The sequence below is a fragment of the Streptomyces diversicolor genome, from assembly GCF_057537855.1.
The window spans coordinates 66,659-86,046 of the sequence record NZ_BAAJXA010000036.1 but is presented as its reverse complement, the minus strand read 5'-3'; the positions used below and the strand labels follow the sequence as shown (position 1 = coordinate 86,046).

The following is a 19,388-nucleotide window of genomic DNA, read 5'->3' as shown; positions in this document are numbered from 1 at the left end:
CCCCGGCGCCGGCCTCAGCGGGCGGGCCGGCCGGTCAGGGAGGCGGGACTGGTGAGTTCACGCGGTTCCGCGTCGGTCAGCAGCGGGCGCTCCCGGACCAGGTCGAGGGCGGGCCTGCCGCTGTGGTGCGCTTCCAGTGCCATGGCGCAGGCCGCCGCGTAGCCGAGTGCGGGGCTGAGCGCCGTGACCAGCCCGGTGGAGGCGGCGACGGCCTGGGCGAGCCGGTGCCGGTTGGCGGTGATGCCGCGTACGCAGTGCCGGGTGAGGACGGCTGCACCGGCGGCGAGGTGGTCAAGGCCGGCGCTCAGGCTCCTGTAGACGACCGGCTCGAACGGCATGGCCGGGGCTTCCCCCGCGACCGCGGTGTGGATCCGGGCGCGGGCCTGGACGGCCGCGACGACGCAGACCGCCCGCCAACCCCGGCGCTCCCTCAGCGCCACGCCTGCGACCGCGCCCGCAGGCGTCCCGGCCACATGACTGGTCAGCGCGGCGGCTGCCCCGGTCACGACACCGCTCCCCGGCCCGTGACGCTTCGGTCCACGCCGGTCCAGGCCAGCGCGACCGCCCCGTCGAGCAGGGCTCGCTGTGCCGCCGAGCCCACACAGTACGCGGCGAACTCGTGCTGGTGGTTGGTGGCGGGCAGGGAACCGATGCCGATGTAGGGGTGGATGGCCGGCACCACCTGCGAGACGTTGCCCATGTCGGTGGAGGCACGGTTCATCCGCGCGGCCTGGCCGGGCGGCGCGAACTCCCGGCCCAGCGCGAGGGCGTTGGCACGGTAGTACGCCAGGGCGGTCTCGTCCGTGCGGAACTCCGCGTACGGCTTGCTCTCCGGCTCGATCTCCAGCTCGCAGCCGGTCGCCAGGGCACCGGCCTGGAACGCCCGCATGACCCGCGGCTCCAGCTCGCCCAGCTCGGCCAGCGTCTCAGCCCGCACGTACCATCGGCCGGTCGACCGCTCCGGGATGGCGTTCGGGGCGTCCCCGGCGTGTGTCACCACCCCGTGCACCCTGGCCGAGGCCGGCAACTGCTGACGCAGCAGGGCGATGGCGACCTGAGCGACGGTGAAGGCGTCGGCCGCGTTGACTCCGGCCTCCGGATAGGCCGCGGCGTGCGCCGACCTGCCGGTGTAGGAGATCTTGGAGTGGCTGACCGCGAAGGGGCGGGCCTCGGCGACGTCGACCGGCGCCGGGTGCACCATCATCGCGAGGTCCACCCCGGCGAAGGCTCCCCGGTCGAGCATTTCGATCTTGCCGCCGCCGCCCTCCTCCGCGGGAGTGCCGTACACCTCGACGGTCAGGCCCGCGTCGTCGGCGACGGCGGACAACCCGAGCGCGGCGCCGACCGAACTCGCCGCGATCAGATTGTGCCCGCACGCGTGACCGAGGCCCGGCAGCGCGTCGTACTCCGCGCACAGCGCTATCCGGACGGGCCCGCTCCCGATCCGGGCGAGGAACGCCGTCTCCAGGCCCAGATAGGACGCGGTGACATCGAATCCGGCGCGGTCCAGCAGTTCCGGAACCGCGGCAGCGGCCCGGTGCTCCTCCCAGGCGGTCTCCGGGTCGGCGTGCAGCCGCTCGGACAGGCCGATCAGTTCTTCGGCATGACGGTCGACCGCCTGCCGGGCCGCCTCCTTGAGCGCGCCCATCACAGGTCACCCGGGACGCCGTACGAGGGTGACGTCGCCGGGTCGAGTCCACGGCGCACGTAGTCGTCCCGCTGCGGCAGCCAGACGTCGAGGAGTTCGCCGAGCCGGTCCACGGGATCGTCGGCCCAGTCCACCCGCAGGTCGGTCACCCGCCAGCCCACGTCCGCCACGACCGCCAGGCCCGCGGAGCGCACCGGGCCTTCCTCTCCGCCGGCCGCGACGGCCGCCTTCAAGGCGGCGATCATACGCTCCTCCAGCTCACCGTCGGCCGTGAGGTAGGCGTCGAGGAGGATGCCGGGGATGTGCTCGCCGGACAGCAGGTTGCCCGCCGCCACCGCGCCGTCCGCGGTGGCCGAGGCGTGCCTGCCCAGCGTCCCCGGGCCGCTGAAGGCGAATCCGGGACCGCGGCGGCCGAGCACGGTCAGCTGCCGGTACGCGATGGTCCGCGCGTTCCGCGCCGCACCGGTGACGTCGGCCAGGGCGCGCTGCGCGTCCCCGTGCTCCGCCAGCCGCTCCAGCAGGCTCCGTCCGAGCGTGGGATCGGTGATGTTCTGCGAGGCCGCCGCGCCGACCCCGGGGCGCAGATGGACGACCCGGGCCGCGACCGCCGGACTGGACGAGCTGACCGCGATGGCGAACCGCTCGCCGTCGCGTGCCAGAAGGGAGAAGGTCATGCCCGCTCCTCCCCGGGGATCACCGCGATGGCGTCGATCTCGCACAGCCACTCCGGGCGGGCGAGGGCGGAGACCACCAGACCGGTGGAGATGGGGTGCACACCCTTGGTCCAGCGGCCCACGGTGCGGTACACCGCCTCGCGATAGCGCGGGTCGATCAGGTAGATCGTCAGTTTGACCAGGTGTTCCATGCGGCTGCCCGCTTCTTCGAGCAGCATCTTGATGTTGGCCATGGCCTGTTCGGCCTGGGCCTCGGCGTCGCCGACGCCCACGGACTCACTGGTGTCGAGGTCCTGGCCGATCTGACCCCGCACATACACGGTGTTCCCGGCGACGACGGCCTGGCAGAGGTCGTTGTCGAGGTTCTGCTCGGGATAGGTGTCGCGGGTGTTGAACGGCCGGATCCTGGTGTGTCCGCCCGCGACGATCGGGGCCTTCACCTGGCGGCCCTCGCTGGGGGAGGTCATGACTGCTCCTCAGTTCTTCCGCGGCGCCGCGGTGACGCCGGGCCGGTCGTCGGTGCCGTACGCGAGGTAGTTCCGCCGGGTCGCGATGTGGTCGGACACATATCTGGCGTCGTGCCACACACCCCAGATGAAGCTCGACCCGCGGCGGGACAACCAGGGCAGGCCCAGGAAGTAGACCCCCGGTTCCGAGGACACTCCTCGGCGCTGCTCGGGCCGGCCCCTCGCGTCGAACGCGTCGACCTTCAGCCAGCTGTAGTCGGCGGCGAAGCCCGTCGCCCAGACGATCGAGGTGACACCCGCCTCGGCCAGATCGAGCTCCAGCCGAGGCACGCGCACGCACTCCGGGTCCGGACCGAGGACATGTGCCTCCGGCTCCCGCGGCAGGTCGAGGCCGTTGCGCTCGACATACTCGTCGGCCGCCCGGAGGAATGCCAGGTACTTGTCGTCGCCGAGCGCGATGTTGGTGCCGAGGTCCGGCGCGAAGCCCAGTACGCCCTCGTCGTAGGACGCGGTCATGCCGACGAGCTCGATGCCGGTCGCGGCCAGCGCCCGGAAGTCCACGGTGTGGCCGCCGCGCGCGCCGCTGACCGCGATGGTGACATGTTCGCCACCTCGGGGAGGGGCTTCCATGTCCCAGATTCCGAGGACGCCGAGCCACCAGCAGAAGTCACGCCCGCGGTATGCACGGGGAGGCCGGTCGTGCGGGCCGACGGAGAGGAACACCCGGCGGCCGGACCGACGCAGCTCGTCGGCGATCTGGACCCCCGAGGAGCCGGCCCCGACCACGAGGACCGCGCCCTCGGGCAACTGCTCAGGGTTGCGGTACGCGCTGGAGTGGATCTGCGTGGGGACGGCACCGTCCGGGACGATGGGCGGGATCACGGGCCGCTGGAACGGTCCGGTCGCCGCGACGACGAAGCGCGCGTCGATGGCGCCCTTCGATGTCTCGACCTGGAATCCGGGCCGGCGGGTGTGCCTGCGCACCGATGTCACCTCGACGCCGCAGCGGACCGGTGCGCCGATCTTCTCGGCGTACGCGACGAAGTAGTCGGCGATCTGCTCCTTCGAGGCGAAGGCGTCGGGGTGGACGTCGGAGAACTCAAGCCCCGGGAAGCGGTCGTGCCACGCCGGCCCGTTCGCGACCAGTGAGTCCCACCGCTCCGAGCGCCACCGCTCGGCGATGCGATGCCGCTCCAGGACGATGTGCGGTATCCCGTGCGCTCCCAGGTGCTCGCTCATCGCCACGCCCGCCTGGCCCGCCCCGACGACGACTACCTCAGTCTCTTCACTCGGCACTTCAGCCTCCGCTCATGCGGCAGTCCGTCCCGGTGTCGTGTCGACCGGGCTGCCGCAGGAGACATCCTTGGGATGACCTGGAGAGCTGTCCAACAGATGTTTCCGTTATAGGCAATCTGATTTAGCGATACGGACTCCCGCCGGCCACCCCAGTGAGGCGCTGGGCGCGGATCGCTGCGGCCGTGGTCCGCACGCGGGCCATGTCCTTCGGCCCGGGCGGACCGGTTGTCGCGTGCGTTCGCCGAGGCCGCGGGACCGCGGCCACCGGTGCTCCTTGGTCCAGGTGCTCCTCAGTCCAGTACGAAGGTGCCCCCCGCGGTGGTCGCCAGGTCGGCCCCGAGGGCGGCGGCCGGTGTCCAGGCCCCGGGCCTGCCGGCGCCGCGGGCCAGCAGTTCGGTGACGGCCGCGGTGACGTCGGCCGTGTAGTCCATGCCGTCGTCGGCACGCAACCATCCCTCGTGCCGGGTGCCGTCCGCCCACTCGACGACGGCGTGCCCCCAGGAGTGCTTGCGCGGACGGGGTACGGCCTTGACCCGTACCCGGCCGAGCCGGTCGACGGCGAGGCGTCGCAACGCCGGCACGGACAGCAGACGGCCCAGCAGCGGCACCAAGGCACGCATCGGCGCAGCGGTCGGCGCGAGAGCGGACGTGGCGGTGACGAACGGTGCTCCGCTCACCGCGTGCGCCGCGATGAGCTCGCCGGACGCGACACCTGCCGACTTCGCCGACTCCCCGTCCGGGAAGGTGAGTTGCTGCGGGTCGGCGCCGAGGCGCGACGTCACCGGCCGCCCGTTCTCGTACCGCCGTCCGCCGGCGGTGAGCGCGTCCGCGATGCTCGCCGCCAAGGCGGTACCGAGCACACCCGCCTCGACGGCCACCGAGGCCACGGCGTCGACCCGCACCCGGTGCGGCACGGGCCGCCCTTCGCACAGCTTCGCCACCACCGCCTCCGTCGCCAGCACACCGAATCCGGCGCCGGTGACCAGGGTGCTGCCCGCCCGCACCGCTTCGTCGTGCAGGGCGAGCAACCGCTCCACGGCGACCACGTCGTTGGCCTGGTCGACGTAGTGGCCGCCGGGCATGCAGGCACGGGCGATCACCGGTGCCGTGGTGGCGAAGGCACCCATCGTGTTCACCACCACCCGCGGGCGCCCCCGGACGATCTCCTCCGCTATCCGCTCGGCCGAGTCGGCGACGACTACCTTCGCGCCCCCGGGCAGACCGGCCTCGGCCCCGGCGGCGACCATCCGCTCCCGGCCGCGCCCGACCGGCACGACCGTCAGTCCCCGTGCGGCCAGCCGCGCGGTCACGCCCCGGCCCACACGGCCGGTCGCCCCGACTATCCACACCTCGTCGTTCGTCCTGCTCTCGCCTGTCGTCCCGCCGGTCCTGTCGGTCCCGCTGGTCCCGCTGGTCCTGCTCATGTGAACGTCACCCTGCCTGCTCCGGGCCGCACCGGGGATGGGCGTCCCCAGTGATGACACAGTGTGTCATGAGTGCAGGCTAGCACTGACGACACAGTGCGACATCACCTGTTAGAGTCACCCCATGGCGAGGTGGGATCCGGGTGCCGAGCAGCGCCTGAAGCGGGCGGCTCTGGAGCTGTACGTGGAGCGCGGCTACGACAACGTGACGGTGACCGACATCGCCGAGCGGGCCGGACTCACCCGGCGCTCCTACTTCCGCTACTTCCCGGACAAGCGTGAGGTCCTGTTCGCCGGCTCGGAGCGGCTGCCCCCGGCGCTGGCGGAGGCGGTCCTGACGGCGGATCCGGATGCGGCTCCGCTGGCTGCCGCCCTCGACGCGCTGGCGCGAGTCGGCGCCCAGCTCGTCGAGTACGTGGACGGCGCGGCGGAGCGCCGGGCGGTGATCGACGCCAGCCCGGAGTTGCAGGAGCGCGAACGGACCAAGACGGCCGCGATCACCGAGGCGGTCCGCGAAGCCCTGATGCGGCGTCAGGTGAGCGCCGGGACGGCCGAACTGGTCGCACAAGTCGCCACGGTGGCCTGCACCAGTGCCTTCCGGCGCTGGATCGAGGCCAAGGGGCGTGCGAGTTTCGGCAGTTGCCTGGAGGCGGTGACCGGCGAACTGCGAGCCGCCCTCGCCGGAATGTGAACGGGGCGCCTGACCGGCGGACGGGCGCTACCCGAAGCGGCCACGTGGCTCGACGCCCGCCTGCCCGGGCTCCGTGCAGAGTACGAGCTCGACTGGATCGTGGCGCACGGTGGTGCGGTGCACACCGAATCGGCCGGCGAGTTCACCCTCGGTGGGCAGTTTCGCTTCGGGCGGGAACGAGCCGTCGCATAGTGCAGCGGAGGCTACCGCCTGTCGGCGACGTCACGGCAACCTGCCCGCGTGTTCACCTCGCATCCACCCGATGGCCGTCTGGCCGGATGGGCGCATGTGTGGGTGGCTGGCTACGTTCGATTCATCCAAGGAGCCGGACACATCCGGAGGTTCGAGTGACGAGTCCGACTGAAGGAAGCGCGGCGCGAAGGCGGTGGATGCCGGCGACGTTCTCCGGCGGCGAGCGGCAGCGGGTCAACATCGCGCACGGCTTCATCGCCGACCTGCCGATGCTGCTCCTGGACGACCCCACCGCCTCCCTCGACGCCCGCAACCGCCGCGTGGTCGTGGATCTGATCGCCGAGAAGATCGAAGCGGGCACCGCGATGCTCGGCGTCTTCCACGACGCGGACGTGCGCGAAGCCGTCGCGGACCGTGTCGTGCCGGTCGAGGACTTCACCCCGATGAACGGGGCGGCGGCGTGAGTCACCGGTACGCGATCTACGCCGTGCCCGGTGCGGGCAGCACCGACGGCACAGAAACGCTGCTGCTTGAGCGCGCGGAATCCTGGCTCGGGCGAAGCGTCACCGGCCGCGCCACCCCCCAGGGCGTGCCGGAAGGATGGACGCGTGCGGCCGTCGACCGGATCACTCAGGACGCGCGCCGATACGGCTTCCACGGCACCCTCAAACCACCCTTCCGCCTCGCTGCCGGACACACCGCCGACGACGTCGTCGCCGCCACCGCGCGACTGGCCGCAGCGACCGCACACGTCACGATTCCGCGGCTCACGCTCAGCCGCATCGGCCGCTTCTACGCGCTCACCCCTGGCGAGGACGCGCCGGCCTTGGACGCGCTTGCCGCGTCGGTCGTGACGGAACTGGACCGGCTTCGGGCGCCGGCGACACCCGAGGAGATCGCGCGGCGACAACCGCACACGCTCACGGAGCGCCAGCGGACCCTGCTCACCGACTTCGGATACCCCTACGTGCTCGATGAGTTCCGCTTCCACCTGACCCTCACCGACCGGGTGCCGGACGACCGGCAGGACCACGTCGAACAGACGCTGCGGCACTGGTTCCGCGACTGCCTCGACCGGAACGTCGGCCTCGGTGCGCTCGCCGTCTTCGTGGAGACGGAACCCGGCGCACCCTTCCGCATCCACTCACTCCACCCGCTGGAAGGCTCCCGACGACCAAGGAACTCGTTCTGACCCATGCCCGCCTGGTCCTCGGCGACCAGGTCGTACTCGGCTCGGTGGTCGTCCGAGACGGCCAGATCGCCGACATCGCCACGGGCACCACGTCGGCGGGCGACGACCTCGACGGCGACTACCTGCTGCCCGGCGTCGTCGAAGTGCACACCGACCACGCCGAGTACCATCTGCGTCCCCGGCCCGGCGTGCACGGGGAGGCCATGCCCGCCGACCAGGCGATCCACCTGCGGTGCGAGGTCTCCGGCGAGGACTGCCTGGACCACCGAGGTCCACTTTGTCCTGACCGGGCCGATGTACACCTGCGACGAGCGGACCTCGGACCGGCCTGGGCGTGCGGTCACGGCCTCAGTGGGGGAGTGCGGCGACGACGTCGATCTCCACGAGGATGTCCATCAGGTCCGACCCGACCGTGGTGCGTACCGGGTACGGTTCGGTGAAGAACCTGCGGTAGACCGCGTCGTAGGCGGCGAAGTCGCGGCTCGGATGCTGGAGATGGACCGTCACCTTCACCACGTCGTCCATGCCGAGCCCGCGCGCCGCGAGCACCGCCCGCACGTTGCGCAGGACCTGAGCCGTCTGCTCCTCCACCGTGTCGGGCACCGCACCCGTTCTCGGATCCTGCGGGCCGAACCCGGCCGTGAAGAGCAGCCCCGCCGCCACCACGCCCTGGCTGTACGCCCCCGCGGGGCGCGGCGCGTCCTCGGTGCGCACCGCCTGCTTTCCGCGCCCGGTCATCGCGTCAGGTCACCCTCGCGCTCGTTGACCGCGGCGAAGTGCCGCAGCTTGTCCTCGTCCACGGTGACGCCGAGGCCGGGTCCCTCCGGCAGGCGCAGCCGCCCGTTCTCCAGGTGCAGCGGCTCGATGATGTCGTCGGCGTGCAGGTAGTACATGCTGTCGATGGCGCGTGAGAGCACGGGCGTGCTGGCGACGACCGCGAGGTGCGCCGCGGTCGCGATGCCCAACTCGCCGCCGCTGTGCAGGTTCATGCCGAGCCCGAAGGTCTCGCAGTGCGCGGCGAGCGCCTTGGTGGCCGCGATGCCGCCCCACTTGTAGACGTCACCGTGGATGATGTCGACGGCGTTCAGCCGCATCGCGGGAGCGAACTCCTCGAACCGCACCACACACATGTTGGTGCACAGCGGAATCCGGACCTTCGCCTTCACCTGGCTCATGCCCTCGATGCCCGAGCAGGGGTCCTCCAGGTACTCCAGGTCCAGTTCCTCCAGGGCGATGCCCGCCCGCACCGAGTCCGGCACCGACCAGGCCGCGTTGGGGTCGACCCGCAGGTTCACCTCGGGAAGCGCCGCCCGCAGCGCCCGCAGGATGGCCACGTCCCCCCCGACGTCCCTGGTGCCTTTGAGCTTGACGGCGTCGAAGCCGCCCTCCTCGACCACCCGCACCGCGTGCTCGGCGAGCGCCCCGGCCAGCGCGGCGCCACTCGCCCCGGCGGCGTCCGCGCGGGTGATGAGGGTCGTGATCGGGACCTCGTCGCGCACGCGACCGCCCAGCAGATCGGTCACCGGCCGGCCGGTCGCCTTGCCCATCGCGTCCCAGCACGCCACATCGACGGCGGCGAGCGCCGCGTAGCCGAGATAGCCGTGGAAGAAGGGCACCATGTGGTGCCTGCGGTGGAAACTCTCCAGCGCGAACGGGCTGGTGCCGATCAGGTCCTTCCCCAGCGACTCGACGATCGCGGCGACCGGCCGGCCCCACATCGTCTCGCCCCAGCCCTCGACGCCGCTGTCGGTACGGATGCGGACCACCGTGCGGGTCTCTCCCGTCTTCGTCTCGAACGAGCTGGTGAACGGGTTGACCAGCGGAAGGTTGACGACCCACACGTCGACATCGACGATCTTCATGCTTCTTCTCTCCAACTCGGTGGTGCTCCGTGGTGCCGGGCTCAGTGGTGACCGGCCCGGCGATATCGGGCTCGGCGGTGGCAGTGGCCGCGGCTCAGCGGGTGGCCGCATGGAACGCGCGGATCGCGCGGGCCAGCCCGGCGGCCCGCGCCTGAAGCAGCCGGTGGCCGCGCTCCGCGTCGGCCGACGAGGCGTCGTCGGTCGCCCCGCCGACCCTGGCCCACTCGCCGTGGCGCTCCACGGTCAGGCCCGGATGGGGCGGGTTGTCGAACAGCGGCGGCGGCTGAACCTGCGCGCGCGGCGGGACGGGGGTGCGGACGAGACGCGGATGGGCCGCCAGCATCAGCGATGTCTCGAACCAGCCGGCGTGCCCCGGTGTGACCTCGGGACGCTCCGCGTCGTCATCGCCGGACGTCACCGTCCAGTACGAGCAGGCCGCCGCGGTCACATCGCAGCGCAGCGCGAACCGCTTGACGGCCAGCCGCATGATCTCGTCGTTCCCGCCGTGCCCGTTGACCACCATGACCCGGCGGCAGCCGGAGGTGGCCAGCGAGTCCAGGACGTCGTCGAGGACCGCCCCCAGGGTGGCGGCGCTGAGCGACACCGCGGCCGCGAACAGGTGGTGCGGGCTGTGCCCGAAGGGCAGCGCGGGCAGGCGCACCAGCTCCGGGGTGTCACCGTCCTGCGCGAGCAGCGCGGTGGCCCGGTCGAGCATCGCTTCCACGAGCAGGGTGTCGGTGCCCATCGGCAGGTGGGCGGCGTGCTGCTCCTGGGACCCGATGGGGAGCAGCGCGATGCCCCGGGCCCCGGCCGCCCGCACCTCCTGCCAGGTCGACTCGGTCAGTTTCCGGTGGATCACAGTGCTACCTTCCTGACGGCCGGTCGTGGCAGAGTCGGGCCATGACCGATGAACGTGTCCCCTTGCGACTGGTGCCCGAGCCGGAACCGCGACCGGTCGCACCGCGTGCTCCGCGCAGACTGGGGGCGGTCGAGCTGGTGCCCGGCCGGATCAGGGCCGCGGTCCTGGACATGTCCGGCACGGTGCTGGAGCGGACCGAGACCGGGTACGACGCGGCCACCGCGCTGCCCGCCGACCTCGACGCGGCGCTCGCCCGCGCCGCCCAGGTGTTCGCCGGCGGCCCGCCGCAGGGCATCGGCGTGGCGGCGGCCGGGCTTGTCGACCCCGACGCGGGGCTGATCACCGAGGTCAACGACGTGCCGGCGCTGCGCGGTTATCCGGTGGTGGAGCGGCTGCGGGCGCTGACCGGGGTGCCGGTCAGGGTGGAGCACCACGCCAGGCTCCAGGTGCTCGGCGACCGGTGGTTCGGTCCCGGCCGCGGCCGGCGCACGTTCGCGTCGGTCTCGACCGGGGAGGTGCTGGGCGTGGGCATCCTCTACGCCGGCCGGGTGCTCGCCCCGCCCGGCGGCCGCAGCGGCGCCCACATGACCGTCTCGGCCAGCGGGGAGCGCTGCACCTGCGGCAGCCGCGGCTGCTGGAAGACCGTCGCCACCACCCGCTGGCTGCAGGCCAGGGCGCGGGCCGCCGGCCTGGGACCGGCGGTCTCGCTGGCCTCCCTGATGGCACGCGAGGACGACACGGCGCGGCAGGTGCTGGCCGAGTACGCGGGGAACGTGGTGCTGGGCCTGGTGAACGTTCAGCAGCTCTTCGCGCCCGGCCTGTTCGTGCTGCACGGCGAGGCGCGTGAGGGCGGCGAGCGGTTTCGCGGGCTGATCGAGGAGCGACTGCGTTCGGACGTGGTGTGGGCGGGCGCGGAGAGGCCGCGGGTCGTGGTGAGCACGGCTGCCGTCGATGACGTGGCGCTGCTCGGCGGCGCCGGGATGGTGCTCTCGCAGCTGTAGCGGGGGCGCCGCCGCGCGGCGGCCCCGCCGGCTCCCGGTCATCGCCCGTCCCCCGCGGATGCCGGGCGGCCGTCACCCGTCTCACCTGCACGTGGACTTGCGTTGGTGGCGGTGGCGGTGGCGCGGGCCCGGCGTCCGCGGCGCGGATCGGGCACCGGCACCGCGTCCAGCAGTTGCCGGGTGTACGGGTGCCCCGGGTGCCGCAGCACCTGCGCCGCCTGGCCGACCTCGACCAGCCGGCCCTGCCGCATCACGGCGATGCGGTCGGCCACCTGCCGCACCACGGCGAGGTTGTGGGACACGAAGAAGTAGGTCAGCCCGCGCCGCTGCTGGAGTTCGGCCAGCAGATCCAGGATGCGGGCCTGCACCGACACGTCCAGGGCGCTCGTCGGCTCGTCCAGCACGATCAGCCGCGGTTCGACGGCCAGGGCGCGCGCGATGGAGATGCGCTGGCGCTGCCCGCCGGAGAACTCGTGCGGGTAGCGGTCCTGGATGCCGGCGTCCAGGCCCACCGACTCCAGCAGCGCGCCGACCCGTTCCCGGACGTATCGCCGGCCGCTGCGACCGCGGGCCTCGGGATCGTGGGTGACGATGGGTTCCGCCACGATGCCGGCGATGTTCAGACGCGGGTTCATGCTGGAGTACGGGTCCTGTAGGACGACCTGGAACTGGCGGCGCAGTCGGCGCAGTTCGGCCGGGGCGAGGGCGGCGAGGTCCTGTCCGTCGAAGTGCACGCTGCCGGCGGTGGGTTCCTCCAGCCGCAGCAGCAGCCGGGTCAGCGTGGTCTTGCCGCAGCCCGACTCGCCGACCAGCGCCAGTGTTTCGCCTTCGCCGACCGTCAGCGACACATCGTCCACGGCGACGCTCGCGCGCCGCCCGCCGAACTCCTTGCGCAGTCCTGCCAGTTCCACGAGGGGTCGGCGGGACTCGGGTGCCGTTGCGGCTTCGTTCGTCATGCCGGCTCCAGTGTGGGGGTGGCGGCCAGCAGCCGCCGCGTGTAGTCGTCGGACGGGCGGTGGAAGACGTCGAGCACGTCACCGGTCTCCACGACGCGGCCCTGGTGCATGACGGCCACCCGGTCGGCGGTCTCCGCGACCACGCCGAGGTCGTGGGTGATCAGCAGGACGGCCATGCCGTGCCGCTCCTGAAGGGAGACGAGCAGGTCGAGGATCTGCCGCTGCACGGTGACGTCCAGTGCGGTGGTCGGCTCGTCGGCGATGAGCACGCGGGGCCGGCCCACCAGGGCGCCGGCGATCATCACACGCTGGCGCAGGCCGCCGGAGAGTTCGTGCGGGTACTGCCGGAACCGGAGTTCGGGGTCGGGGATGCCGACCTCGTCCAGCGCATCGACGGCCGCCGCGGCGGCCTCCGCGCGGGACAGGCCCTGGTGGTGGCGGAGCACTTCGGCGACCTGGGTGCCGACCCGGCGCAGGGGGTCGAGGCTGGTCATCGGGTCCTGGAAGACCATGGCGATGTCCTGGCCTCTGATCCTGCCGAGGTCCTTCTCGGAGAGGGTGAGCAGATCGCGCCCGTCGAAGAGGATCCGGCCGCCCGTGTAGACGCAAGGCGGCTGCGGGTTGAGCCGCAGCACGGACAGCGAGGTGGCCGTCTTGCCGCTTCCCGACTCGCCGACGACGGCCAGCGTCTCGCCCTGCGCGAGGCGCAGGTTCACACCGCGGACGGCGTGCACGGTGGTGGTGTCCAGCCGGAAGTCGACGCTCAGGTCGGCGATCTCCAGGACCGGCTCGGTGCTCGGCCTGCCGGCGGTGGTCATCGGCTTGTCGGCGGGCATCGGCTTGTGTGTGGTCATCGGCGGTACGCCTTCGGGTCCGCGACGTCCCGCAGGGCGTCGCCGGTGATGTTGACGGCGAGCGAGGTGAGCATCAGGGCGATGCCGGGGAAGACCGCGACCCACCAGGACGTGCCGAGGTACAGCTGGCCGTCGGCGAGCATCGACCCCCAGGTGACGGTCTCCTTGGGCACGCCAAGTCCCAGGTAGCTCAGGGACGCCTCGGCGACGATCGCGGCGGCGACGTGCAGCGTCCCGATGGTGGCCAGCGGCGCCATCACATTGGGCAGCAGGTGGCGGCGCATGATGGCCACGTCGGTGACGCCGATCGCCCGTGCCTCGGTGACGAAGTCGCGGGAGCGCAGCGACATCACCTCCGAGCGGACCACCCGGGCGTACGACACCCAGCCGGTGATGCCCAGCACGAGGATGACGTACCACAGGCCGGAGCCGAAGAACCCGACGATGGCCAGCGCCAGCAGGATCGAGGGGAAGGCGAGCTGGATGTCTGCCAGCCGCATCAGCACCCGGTCCGGCCGGCCGCCGAAGTAGCCGGCGGCCAGGCCGACCACGGTGCCGATCACGCCGGCGAGCAGCGCCGCACCGGTGCCGACCAGGAGCGAGACGCGGGTGCCGTAGACGACCCGGGAGAGCATGTCGCGGCCGAGCTGGTCGGTGCCCAGCAGGTGGGCGGCGCTGCCGCCGTGCTGCCAGGCGGGCGGCTTCAGCCGCAGCAGCAGGTCCTGCGCGTTCGGGTCGGCGGGCGCGAGCAGCGGGGCGAACACCGCGGCGACCAGGAGGACCGCCAGGACGGCGAGTGCCACCACGGCGAGTCGGTTGCGCAGCAGGGTGCTCAGCGCGGCGGGGCGCCGGCCGCGCTTCGCCGCGGCGGCGGAGCCCGTGGTGGGCGCGGCTTGGGAGGTCAGGGTCATCGGGGGGTCCTCACTCTCGGGTCGAGGAGGCTGTAGGAGAGGTCGACCAGCAGGTTGACCACGACGAACGTGGCCGCGAAGAACAGCACGGCCGCCTGGACCAGGGGGAAGTCGCGGTTGGAGACGGCCTCGACGGTCAGCTGGCCGACGCCGGGCCAGGAGAAGACCCGTTCGGTGAGGATCGCGCCGCCCAGCAGGCTGCCGACCTCCAGTCCGATCACGGTGACCACCGGCAGCGACGCGTTGCGCAGGCCGTGGGTGAGCACCGTCTTCACCGACCCGAAGCCCTTGGCGCGGGCGGTGCGGATGTGGTCGCAGGAGAGCACGTCGATCAGCGACGAGCGCAGCAGCCGGGCGACGACCGCGACGGAGTAGACGGACAGGGTGACGGCGGGCAGCACGAGGTGGGCGAAGGTGCCGTAGCCGGAGGCGGGCAGGGCGTGCAGGCCCACGGCGAACACCAGGATCAGCAGGATGCCCACCCAGAACGGCGGGGTGGACTGCCCGAGCAGGACGCCGGTCATGATGCCGCGGTCCGCGGCGCGGCCGCGGCGCATGGCCGCCACGATGCCGGCCGGGAGGGCGATGACGAGCGTCACCACCAGGGCGGCGGCGGCGAGTTCCAGGGTGGCCGGCAGCCGCTCGGCCAGTACGTGGCCGACGGGCTCGTTGTAGGAGATGGAGTTGCCGAAGTCGAAGTGGAGCAGGCCCCGCAGGAAGTCGAGGTACTGCGTGACCAGGGGCCGGTCGAGGCCGAGGCCGGCGCGCAGGGCGGACTCCTGCTGGGCCGTGGCGTCCGGCGGGAGCAGCTGCTTGACCGGGTCGCCGGACAGCCGGACGAGGAAGAAGGAGACGGTCGCCGTGCACAGCAGCACGAGCAGCGCCGTGCCGATCCGTACCAGGGCGGCGCGCAGCAGCCCGGCGCGGGCGTCCGGCCGCGGCCGGCTGGGCCCCGCCGCGCGCGGCGGCCGGAGGGTGAGGTCGCTCATCGGGAGATCTCCGCACTCTGCATGGCCAGCACACCGGCGGACCCCGGCTTCCAGCGGGGCCGGTTGTTGCGGGCGTAGATGTTGTCGATCTGGTAGAGGGGGACGAACGGGGCCTCCTGCTGGATCAGCCGCTGGAGGCCGAAGAAGGCGCGCCTGCGTTCCGCGGGGTCCCCGGACAGCTCCTCGATGTCGATGAGGCGGTCCGCTTCCTTGTGGTGCCACCTGCTCTGGCGGCGGTCGCTGCGGACGTTGGACTGGAGCATGCTCTCCCCGTCCAGCGTCCAGACGGTGCTCGCGGCCAGGTACATCGGTCCCAGCGCGCCGCGGTCGTCGGAGGTGAGCCGGTCGGCGTAGGTCCCGGGGTCCAGGAGCCGGACCCGGGCGTGCACGCCGGCCCGGGACAGCAGGCCGGAGATCGCCTCCGCGACGTTGGAGTCGACGTTGGACGCGGTCAGCGAGGTCGAGAAGCCGTGCGGGTGTCCGGCCTCGGCGAGCAGCCTGCGGGCGGTGTCCACGGAGCGGGTGAACGGCTCGACCGAGGGGTCGAAGCCGAACGCCCCGCGCGGGATCATCGCGGGCACCTCGGTGGCCTGGCCGCCGAGCACCGCCTTGATCAGCAGTGGCACGTCCACGGCGTGGTTGAGCGCCTGGCGCACCCGGCGGTCCTTCAGGGGCCCGTTCTCCAGGGTGTTCAGCGACAGGTAGGAGGTCCTGATGCCCCGGTAGCCGTCCAGTCTGACGCCGCCGTAGCCGTCCAGCTGCTGTGCCGCGTCAGGGGTGAGGCCGGCCACGAGGTCGACCTGGCCGCTCTGCAGCGCGGCGAGTGCGGAGGAGGGGTTGGGCTGGGGGCTGAACACCAGCTCGTCCACGTGCGGGCGCCCCTGCCAGTGGCCGGGGAAGGCGCGCATGCGCAGCTCGTGGTCGCGCTGCCAGCGGACGAAGGTGAACGGGCCGGTGCCGACGGGGTGTTCGGCGAACCCGGCGTCCCCGACGGCGGCCAGGTGGCGCGGCGGGACGACCACGCCACCGAAGAGCGAGAGCTTGTCCGGCAGGATCGGGTCGTGCACGGCCGTGTGCACGTCCACGGTGAGCGGGTCGACGACGGAGACCGCCTTGACGTAGCGGAGTTCGACGATCGGCGACTTGGTCGCGGGGGCGAGAACGCGCTCGATGCTGAACTTGACGGCCGTGGCGTCGCACGGCTCGCCGTTGTGGAACCTGACGCCGGGGCGCAGCGTGAAGCGCCAGGTCGTGGCCCGGCGGGCCGTCCAGGACAGGGCGAGCCGTGGCCGCAGGATGTTGTCCATGCCCCGCGTGGTGAGCGTGTCGAACATGTTGATCAGGGCGTTCATGGAGGTCATGTCGCCCTGCTTGTGCGGGTCCATGGTCTTGGGATCACCGGACTGGGACACCCGCAGGACGTTCCCCGCGCCGCTCGCGGTTTTGGTGCCGCACCCGGTGAGCACCGCCGGAGCCGCAAGCGCCGGGACCAGCAGTCCGCCGAGCCGCAGGATGTCGCGCCGGGCCGGGCGCATGCGGTCCACGCCTCTGACTTGACGAAGTCGTTCCATCAGGCATCACATCCGTTCCGGCAGATGGAATGATCGGTTAAGCTAGGCGACATGGCGAAGACCGTCAACACTCACAACACCGAGCAGAGTCGTGCGAAGGGCCCGACCGACAAGGCGATGGAAGTGCTCGAAGCGCTCGCCGAACCCGGTGGGCCCCACCGGCTGGGCGAACTGGCACGGCGTACGGGCCTGTCGAAACCGACCGTCCACCGCCATCTGCGCACCATGGCGGAGTTCGGGTTCGCCCAGCCCGTCGAAGGCGGCTCCTACCAGGTGGGACCGCGGCTGCTCGGACTGGCCGCCGCGGCCCTGCACGACGACCGGGACCTGCGCCTCGCCCGTCCCGTGCTGGCGGAACTGCACCGGCGCACCGGCCAGTTCGCCCACTATGCCGTGCGGCACAGGGACGAGGCGGTGCATCTGGAACACTCCGAGTCGCCCCCGGAGTTCCGGTTGGGTGTGCCGCCGGGCGGCCGTACGCCCCTGTACCGCAGCGGCGTCGGCCTCGCGATGCTCTCCGCGCTGCCGCACGACGAGAGCGCCGAGGTACTGGACGGCGTGCCGCCACAGACCTGGGACGCGCATCCGGCCGCCGGTCCGGCGGCGGTCCGCACGCTGCTCAGGGAGGCCGCCGAACGCGGCTACGCGGTCGACGACGGCTACGGCGAACCGGACGTCCGCTCGGTCGCCGCGCCCGTACTCGACCGGACGGGACGCGTGGTCGGCGCGATCGGCATCTCCGGGCTGACGTTCACCCTCGATGAGGAGAGCGTGCGGTTGTACGGCCCGATGGTGCGCGCGGCCGCCCGCGCCGTCTCCGCGGGCCTCGGCGGGCGGGCCCCGGCCCTTGGCGTGGTCGGCCCGGGCGCGGGGGAGCGGGACGGCGGACGTGACGGAGGGCCGGCATGAGCGCGTTGCGCGAACTCCTCGCCGCCGGCCGGGACCGCGGGGTCTACTCGGCCGCGGCATGGTCCGTCGGCGACGCCGCCGCGACCCTGGACCGCGGCTGGACCGGCACCAGGAGCTGGGGCGGCGAGACCTTGGACGGCGGCGAGTTGTGGGATCTCGCCTCGGTCACCAAGCCGGTGGTGGGGCTCGCGGTGATGGCCCTGGTCGACGAGGGCGCCCTGCGGCTGACCGACACCGTGGGCGACCATCTGCCCGAGTACCGTGGCGGCGACAAGGCCGAGTTGACGGTACATCAGCTGCTCGCCCACACCTCCGGCATCCCGGGCCAGGTCCCCCTGTACCGCGAACACCCCACCCGCGCTTGCCTCTTGGAGGCGATCCGCCTGCTGCCGCTCACGGCCGCACCGGGCACGCGGGTCCAGTACTCCTCGCAGGGATTCATCATCCTGGGTCTGATCGCGGAGGCCGCCGCCGAACAGACGCTGGACGTGCTGGTGCGGCGACTGGTGTGCGACCCGCTCGGCATGACGGGCACGGGATTTCGCCCGGACGCCGAGGCGCGGCGGCGGGCCGTGGCCACCGAGGACTGCCCGTGGCGCGGCAGGGTCGTGATCGGCGAGGTGCACGACGAGAACGCGGTGGTGCTCGGCGGAGTCGGCGGGCACGCCGGTCTGTTCGCCCCGCTCGCCGACATGGAGCGGCTGGGCAGGTCCCTGGCCGGCGGCGCACGCGAACTGCTCCGCCCCCGCACCTTCGCGCGGATGACGGCCGTCCACACCGAGGGCCTGGGACTGCGGCGCTGTCTGGCCTGGCAGGGCCAGGACCCGAAGGACTCCCCGGTCGGCCGGTCCTTCGGCCCCCGCGCGTACGGGCACACCGGCTTCACCGGCACCAGCATCTGGGTCGACCCCGAGACGGGCCGCTACGCCGTCCTGCTGACGAACCGCGTCCACCCCTCCAGGGCCGGCGACGGCATCACGGCCGTCCGCCGCGCCTTCCACGACGAGGCCGCGGCGCCGACCGAACGGTCTTGATCCTGCCGGGTTCCAGGGCAGTGGACGGGGCGGGTCGCCGGCCACCGGGGTGGCCGCCCCTCGACAGGCACGGTCTTCCCCTCGGATCACAGGGTGTCGCACACATGGTCACGGACAAGCGGGTCGGCGGGCCGCCACAGGGGCCGGCCCGCCGCGCTCACGGCGTCAGCCGATTCCTCACACCTGGTCGATCACCCAGCGGGACGCCGTTGCGATGGTGGGCTGGAAGACGACCTGGGCCCCGACTTTGCCGTTCGCGTCCAAGTACTTGCCGCTCTGGGTGTGCCTGATGGACTTCGGACTGCCGGACGTGGTCGTCCACTTCTGGTACGCGCCACCGTTGCACGGGTACGTGTAGACATCCGTGCCGTTTCCGTCGAGGCAGTGGCCCGATGCCGGGTTCCTGAAGATGCCGCCGCTGATCTGCCACACCTGCTTCGCGCTGCGGTCACAGGTGCCGAGGACGAGGTTTCCCTTGCCACCCGAGATGTTCACCTGGAGGCAGGAGTTGCTGCTGTTGCCGTTGATCACCTGGTAGTTCACCGGCGCCGCCTGCGCAGCGGTCGCGCCGCCCACCAGCAGCGTCGAACCGAATGCGATCGCCGCGCCCGTAGCGGCGAGTCGAATGACGTTTCCCTTGAGTGCCATGACTGATCTCCTCGACGAGTTCAGATGATCGGCGCGCCGCCGGGGTGCCGCCCGGTTGTTCGGTTCGCCGTTGTCCCGTTGCTGTCGTACTGCTGCGGCACCTGTACCGGCGTCTACGTTGAGGGGCGGCGCCGCTCGGAGGCGGCGGTCTCGGAGAAGCCCGGATCCGCTGGGCTCCCCCGCTGGATGGGGTACATTCTTGGGCTCCGA

The 19,388-nt window shown here is 72.4% G+C and carries 21 protein-coding genes and 1 pseudogene; 6 read left to right on the top strand and 16 right to left on the bottom strand.

Going from position 1 to position 19,388, the window contains the following annotated elements; genetic code table 11:
- Nucleotides 1-14: 14 nt before the first annotated feature.
- The 6 genes from AC27LF_RS33845 to AC27LF_RS33820 all read right to left on the bottom strand — a co-directional run bounded on the left by AC27LF_RS33845 (nt 15) and on the right by AC27LF_RS33820 (nt 5,509).
- Nucleotides 15-506 carry a hypothetical protein gene (locus AC27LF_RS33845; RefSeq protein WP_479663276.1) on the bottom strand — a complete coding sequence of 164 codons (492 nt, stop codon included), beginning with the start codon at nt 504-506 and terminating at the stop codon, nt 15-17.
- Nucleotides 503-1,648, bottom strand: coding sequence for a M20 family metallopeptidase (locus AC27LF_RS33840; protein WP_479663277.1), 1,146 nt, complete (start codon nt 1,646-1,648; stop codon nt 503-505). Before AC27LF_RS33840 ends, AC27LF_RS33845 begins: the two co-directional genes overlap by 4 nt.
- Nucleotides 1,648-2,322 (bottom strand): DUF1028 domain-containing protein, encoded by a 675-nt coding sequence (locus tag AC27LF_RS33835; RefSeq protein WP_479663278.1) that lies wholly within the window; start codon nt 2,320-2,322, stop codon nt 1,648-1,650. Before AC27LF_RS33835 ends, AC27LF_RS33840 begins: the two co-directional genes overlap by 1 nt.
- Nucleotides 2,319-2,789 carry a RidA family protein gene (locus tag AC27LF_RS33830; protein ID WP_479663279.1) on the bottom strand — a complete coding sequence of 157 codons (471 nt, stop codon included), beginning with the start codon at nt 2,787-2,789 and terminating at the stop codon, nt 2,319-2,321. The genes AC27LF_RS33835 and AC27LF_RS33830 overlap by 4 nt, the downstream gene beginning before the upstream one ends.
- A 9-nt stretch (nt 2,790-2,798) precedes the next feature.
- Complete coding sequence (locus tag AC27LF_RS33825) at nt 2,799-4,085, bottom strand: flavin-containing monooxygenase (protein ID WP_479663280.1); 1,287 nt, start codon at nt 4,083-4,085, stop codon at nt 2,799-2,801.
- A gap of 290 nt (nt 4,086-4,375) precedes the next feature.
- On the bottom strand, nt 4,376-5,509 hold the full coding sequence (locus AC27LF_RS33820) for a saccharopine dehydrogenase NADP-binding domain-containing protein (protein ID WP_479663281.1): 1,134 nt from the start codon (nt 5,507-5,509) through the stop codon (nt 4,376-4,378).
- Between the two features lie 124 nt (nt 5,510-5,633).
- Between AC27LF_RS33820 and AC27LF_RS33815 the strand changes: the two genes are divergently transcribed.
- Nucleotides 5,634-6,200 (top strand): TetR/AcrR family transcriptional regulator, encoded by a 567-nt coding sequence (locus tag AC27LF_RS33815; protein WP_479663282.1) that lies wholly within the window; start codon nt 5,634-5,636, stop codon nt 6,198-6,200.
- Nucleotides 6,201-6,227: 27 nt separating this feature from the next.
- Here AC27LF_RS33815 and AC27LF_RS33810 read toward each other — a convergent pair.
- Nucleotides 6,228-6,383 (bottom strand): annotated as a pseudogene (locus AC27LF_RS33810) (GntR family transcriptional regulator); the annotation flags it as partial.
- Between the two features lie 206 nt (nt 6,384-6,589).
- On the opposite strand from AC27LF_RS33810, the gene AC27LF_RS33805 reads away from it, so the two are divergent.
- Nucleotides 6,590-6,856: an ATP-binding cassette domain-containing protein gene (locus AC27LF_RS33805; RefSeq protein WP_479663283.1), complete on the top strand. Its 267-nt coding sequence runs from the start codon at nt 6,590-6,592 to the stop codon at nt 6,854-6,856.
- Nucleotides 6,853-7,584 (top strand): DUF1045 domain-containing protein, encoded by a 732-nt coding sequence (locus AC27LF_RS33800; RefSeq protein ID WP_479663284.1) that lies wholly within the window; start codon nt 6,853-6,855, stop codon nt 7,582-7,584. The genes AC27LF_RS33805 and AC27LF_RS33800 overlap by 4 nt, the downstream gene beginning before the upstream one ends.
- Before the next feature lie 348 nt (nt 7,585-7,932).
- Here the strand turns inward: AC27LF_RS33800 and AC27LF_RS33795 are convergent, their stop codons facing one another.
- The 3 genes from AC27LF_RS33795 to AC27LF_RS33785 all read right to left on the bottom strand — a co-directional run bounded on the left by AC27LF_RS33795 (nt 7,933) and on the right by AC27LF_RS33785 (nt 10,305).
- Nucleotides 7,933-8,322: a RidA family protein gene (locus AC27LF_RS33795; protein ID WP_479663285.1), complete on the bottom strand. Its 390-nt coding sequence runs from the start codon at nt 8,320-8,322 to the stop codon at nt 7,933-7,935.
- Nucleotides 8,319-9,446, bottom strand: a complete 1,128-nt coding sequence (locus tag AC27LF_RS33790; RefSeq protein WP_479663286.1) for a mandelate racemase/muconate lactonizing enzyme family protein — start codon at nt 9,444-9,446, stop codon at nt 8,319-8,321. Before AC27LF_RS33790 ends, AC27LF_RS33795 begins: the two co-directional genes overlap by 4 nt.
- Nucleotides 9,447-9,540: 94 nt before the next feature.
- On the bottom strand, nt 9,541-10,305 hold the full coding sequence (locus AC27LF_RS33785; RefSeq protein ID WP_479663287.1) for a creatininase family protein: 765 nt from the start codon (nt 10,303-10,305) through the stop codon (nt 9,541-9,543).
- 41 nt (nt 10,306-10,346) lie between these two features.
- Here AC27LF_RS33785 and AC27LF_RS33780 point away from each other — a divergent pair, with 41 nt between their 5' ends.
- Nucleotides 10,347-11,306: an ROK family protein gene (locus AC27LF_RS33780; RefSeq protein WP_479663288.1), complete on the top strand. Its 960-nt coding sequence runs from the start codon at nt 10,347-10,349 to the stop codon at nt 11,304-11,306.
- A gap of 38 nt (nt 11,307-11,344) precedes the next feature.
- Here the strand turns inward: AC27LF_RS33780 and AC27LF_RS33775 are convergent, their stop codons facing one another.
- From AC27LF_RS33775 to AC27LF_RS33755, 5 genes are read right to left on the bottom strand one after another with little or no spacing between them, the layout of a single operon-like run.
- Nucleotides 11,345-12,262: an ATP-binding cassette domain-containing protein gene (locus AC27LF_RS33775; RefSeq protein ID WP_479663289.1), complete on the bottom strand. Its 918-nt coding sequence runs from the start codon at nt 12,260-12,262 to the stop codon at nt 11,345-11,347.
- Nucleotides 12,259-13,098 carry an ATP-binding cassette domain-containing protein gene (locus AC27LF_RS33770; RefSeq protein WP_479663349.1) on the bottom strand — a complete coding sequence of 280 codons (840 nt, stop codon included), beginning with the start codon at nt 13,096-13,098 and terminating at the stop codon, nt 12,259-12,261. The genes AC27LF_RS33775 and AC27LF_RS33770 overlap by 4 nt, the downstream gene beginning before the upstream one ends.
- 14 nt (nt 13,099-13,112) lie before the next feature.
- Complete coding sequence (locus AC27LF_RS33765; protein WP_479663290.1) at nt 13,113-14,027, bottom strand: ABC transporter permease; 915 nt, start codon at nt 14,025-14,027, stop codon at nt 13,113-13,115.
- On the bottom strand, nt 14,024-15,016 hold the full coding sequence (locus tag AC27LF_RS33760; RefSeq protein WP_479663292.1) for an ABC transporter permease: 993 nt from the start codon (nt 15,014-15,016) through the stop codon (nt 14,024-14,026). The genes AC27LF_RS33765 and AC27LF_RS33760 overlap by 4 nt, the downstream gene beginning before the upstream one ends.
- Nucleotides 15,013-16,551 (bottom strand): ABC transporter substrate-binding protein, encoded by a 1,539-nt coding sequence (locus AC27LF_RS33755; protein ID WP_479663350.1) that lies wholly within the window; start codon nt 16,549-16,551, stop codon nt 15,013-15,015. Before AC27LF_RS33755 ends, AC27LF_RS33760 begins: the two co-directional genes overlap by 4 nt.
- An 87-nt stretch (nt 16,552-16,638) precedes the next feature.
- Here AC27LF_RS33755 and AC27LF_RS33750 point away from each other — a divergent pair, with 87 nt between their 5' ends.
- Together AC27LF_RS33750 and AC27LF_RS33745 are read left to right on the top strand one after the other, a co-directional pair.
- Nucleotides 16,639-17,496, top strand: a complete 858-nt coding sequence (locus AC27LF_RS33750) for an IclR family transcriptional regulator (protein ID WP_479663293.1) — start codon at nt 16,639-16,641, stop codon at nt 17,494-17,496.
- Nucleotides 17,493-18,530, top strand: a complete 1,038-nt coding sequence (locus AC27LF_RS33745; RefSeq protein ID WP_479663294.1) for a serine hydrolase domain-containing protein — start codon at nt 17,493-17,495, stop codon at nt 18,528-18,530. Before AC27LF_RS33750 ends, AC27LF_RS33745 begins: the two co-directional genes overlap by 4 nt.
- 177 nt (nt 18,531-18,707) lie before the next feature.
- Here AC27LF_RS33745 and AC27LF_RS33740 read toward each other — a convergent pair whose 3' ends face one another.
- The gene (locus AC27LF_RS33740) at nt 18,708-19,178 is read right to left on the bottom strand and encodes an RICIN domain-containing protein (RefSeq protein WP_479663295.1); all 471 of its coding nucleotides are present in this window, start codon (nt 19,176-19,178) and stop codon (nt 18,708-18,710) included.
- Nucleotides 19,179-19,388: the final 210 nt, after the last annotated feature.

Excerpts from the sequence above, each read along its gene's own strand:
- AC27LF_RS33805 (WP_479663283.1), top strand. The coding sequence starts at position 6,590 with ATGCCGGCGACGTTCTCCGGCGGCGAGCGGCAGCGGGTCAACATCGCG.
- AC27LF_RS33770 (WP_479663349.1), bottom strand. The coding sequence starts at position 13,098 with ATGCCCGCCGACAAGCCGATGACCACCGCCGGCAGGCCGAGCACCGAG.
- AC27LF_RS33765 (WP_479663290.1), bottom strand. The coding sequence starts at position 14,027 with ATGACCCTGACCTCCCAAGCCGCGCCCACCACGGGCTCCGCCGCCGCG.
- AC27LF_RS33830 (WP_479663279.1), bottom strand. The coding sequence starts at position 2,789 with ATGACCTCCCCCAGCGAGGGCCGCCAGGTGAAGGCCCCGATCGTCGCG.
- AC27LF_RS33740 (WP_479663295.1), bottom strand. The coding sequence starts at position 19,178 with ATGGCACTCAAGGGAAACGTCATTCGACTCGCCGCTACGGGCGCGGCG.
- AC27LF_RS33790 (WP_479663286.1), bottom strand. The coding sequence starts at position 9,446 with ATGAAGATCGTCGATGTCGACGTGTGGGTCGTCAACCTTCCGCTGGTC.
- AC27LF_RS33775 (WP_479663289.1), bottom strand. The coding sequence starts at position 12,262 with ATGACGAACGAAGCCGCAACGGCACCCGAGTCCCGCCGACCCCTCGTG.
- AC27LF_RS33750 (WP_479663293.1), top strand. The coding sequence starts at position 16,639 with ATGGCGAAGACCGTCAACACTCACAACACCGAGCAGAGTCGTGCGAAG.
- AC27LF_RS33795 (WP_479663285.1), bottom strand. The coding sequence starts at position 8,322 with ATGACCGGGCGCGGAAAGCAGGCGGTGCGCACCGAGGACGCGCCGCGC.
- AC27LF_RS33820 (WP_479663281.1), bottom strand. The coding sequence starts at position 5,509 with ATGAGCAGGACCAGCGGGACCAGCGGGACCGACAGGACCGGCGGGACG.
- AC27LF_RS33755 (WP_479663350.1), bottom strand. The coding sequence starts at position 16,551 with ATGCGCCCGGCCCGGCGCGACATCCTGCGGCTCGGCGGACTGCTGGTC.
- AC27LF_RS33780 (WP_479663288.1), top strand. The coding sequence starts at position 10,347 with ATGACCGATGAACGTGTCCCCTTGCGACTGGTGCCCGAGCCGGAACCG.
- AC27LF_RS33835 (WP_479663278.1), bottom strand. The coding sequence starts at position 2,322 with ATGACCTTCTCCCTTCTGGCACGCGACGGCGAGCGGTTCGCCATCGCG.
- AC27LF_RS33840 (WP_479663277.1), bottom strand. The coding sequence starts at position 1,648 with ATGGGCGCGCTCAAGGAGGCGGCCCGGCAGGCGGTCGACCGTCATGCC.
- AC27LF_RS33745 (WP_479663294.1), top strand. The coding sequence starts at position 17,493 with ATGAGCGCGTTGCGCGAACTCCTCGCCGCCGGCCGGGACCGCGGGGTC.
- AC27LF_RS33760 (WP_479663292.1), bottom strand. The coding sequence starts at position 15,016 with ATGAGCGACCTCACCCTCCGGCCGCCGCGCGCGGCGGGGCCCAGCCGG.
- AC27LF_RS33815 (WP_479663282.1), top strand. The coding sequence starts at position 5,634 with ATGGCGAGGTGGGATCCGGGTGCCGAGCAGCGCCTGAAGCGGGCGGCT.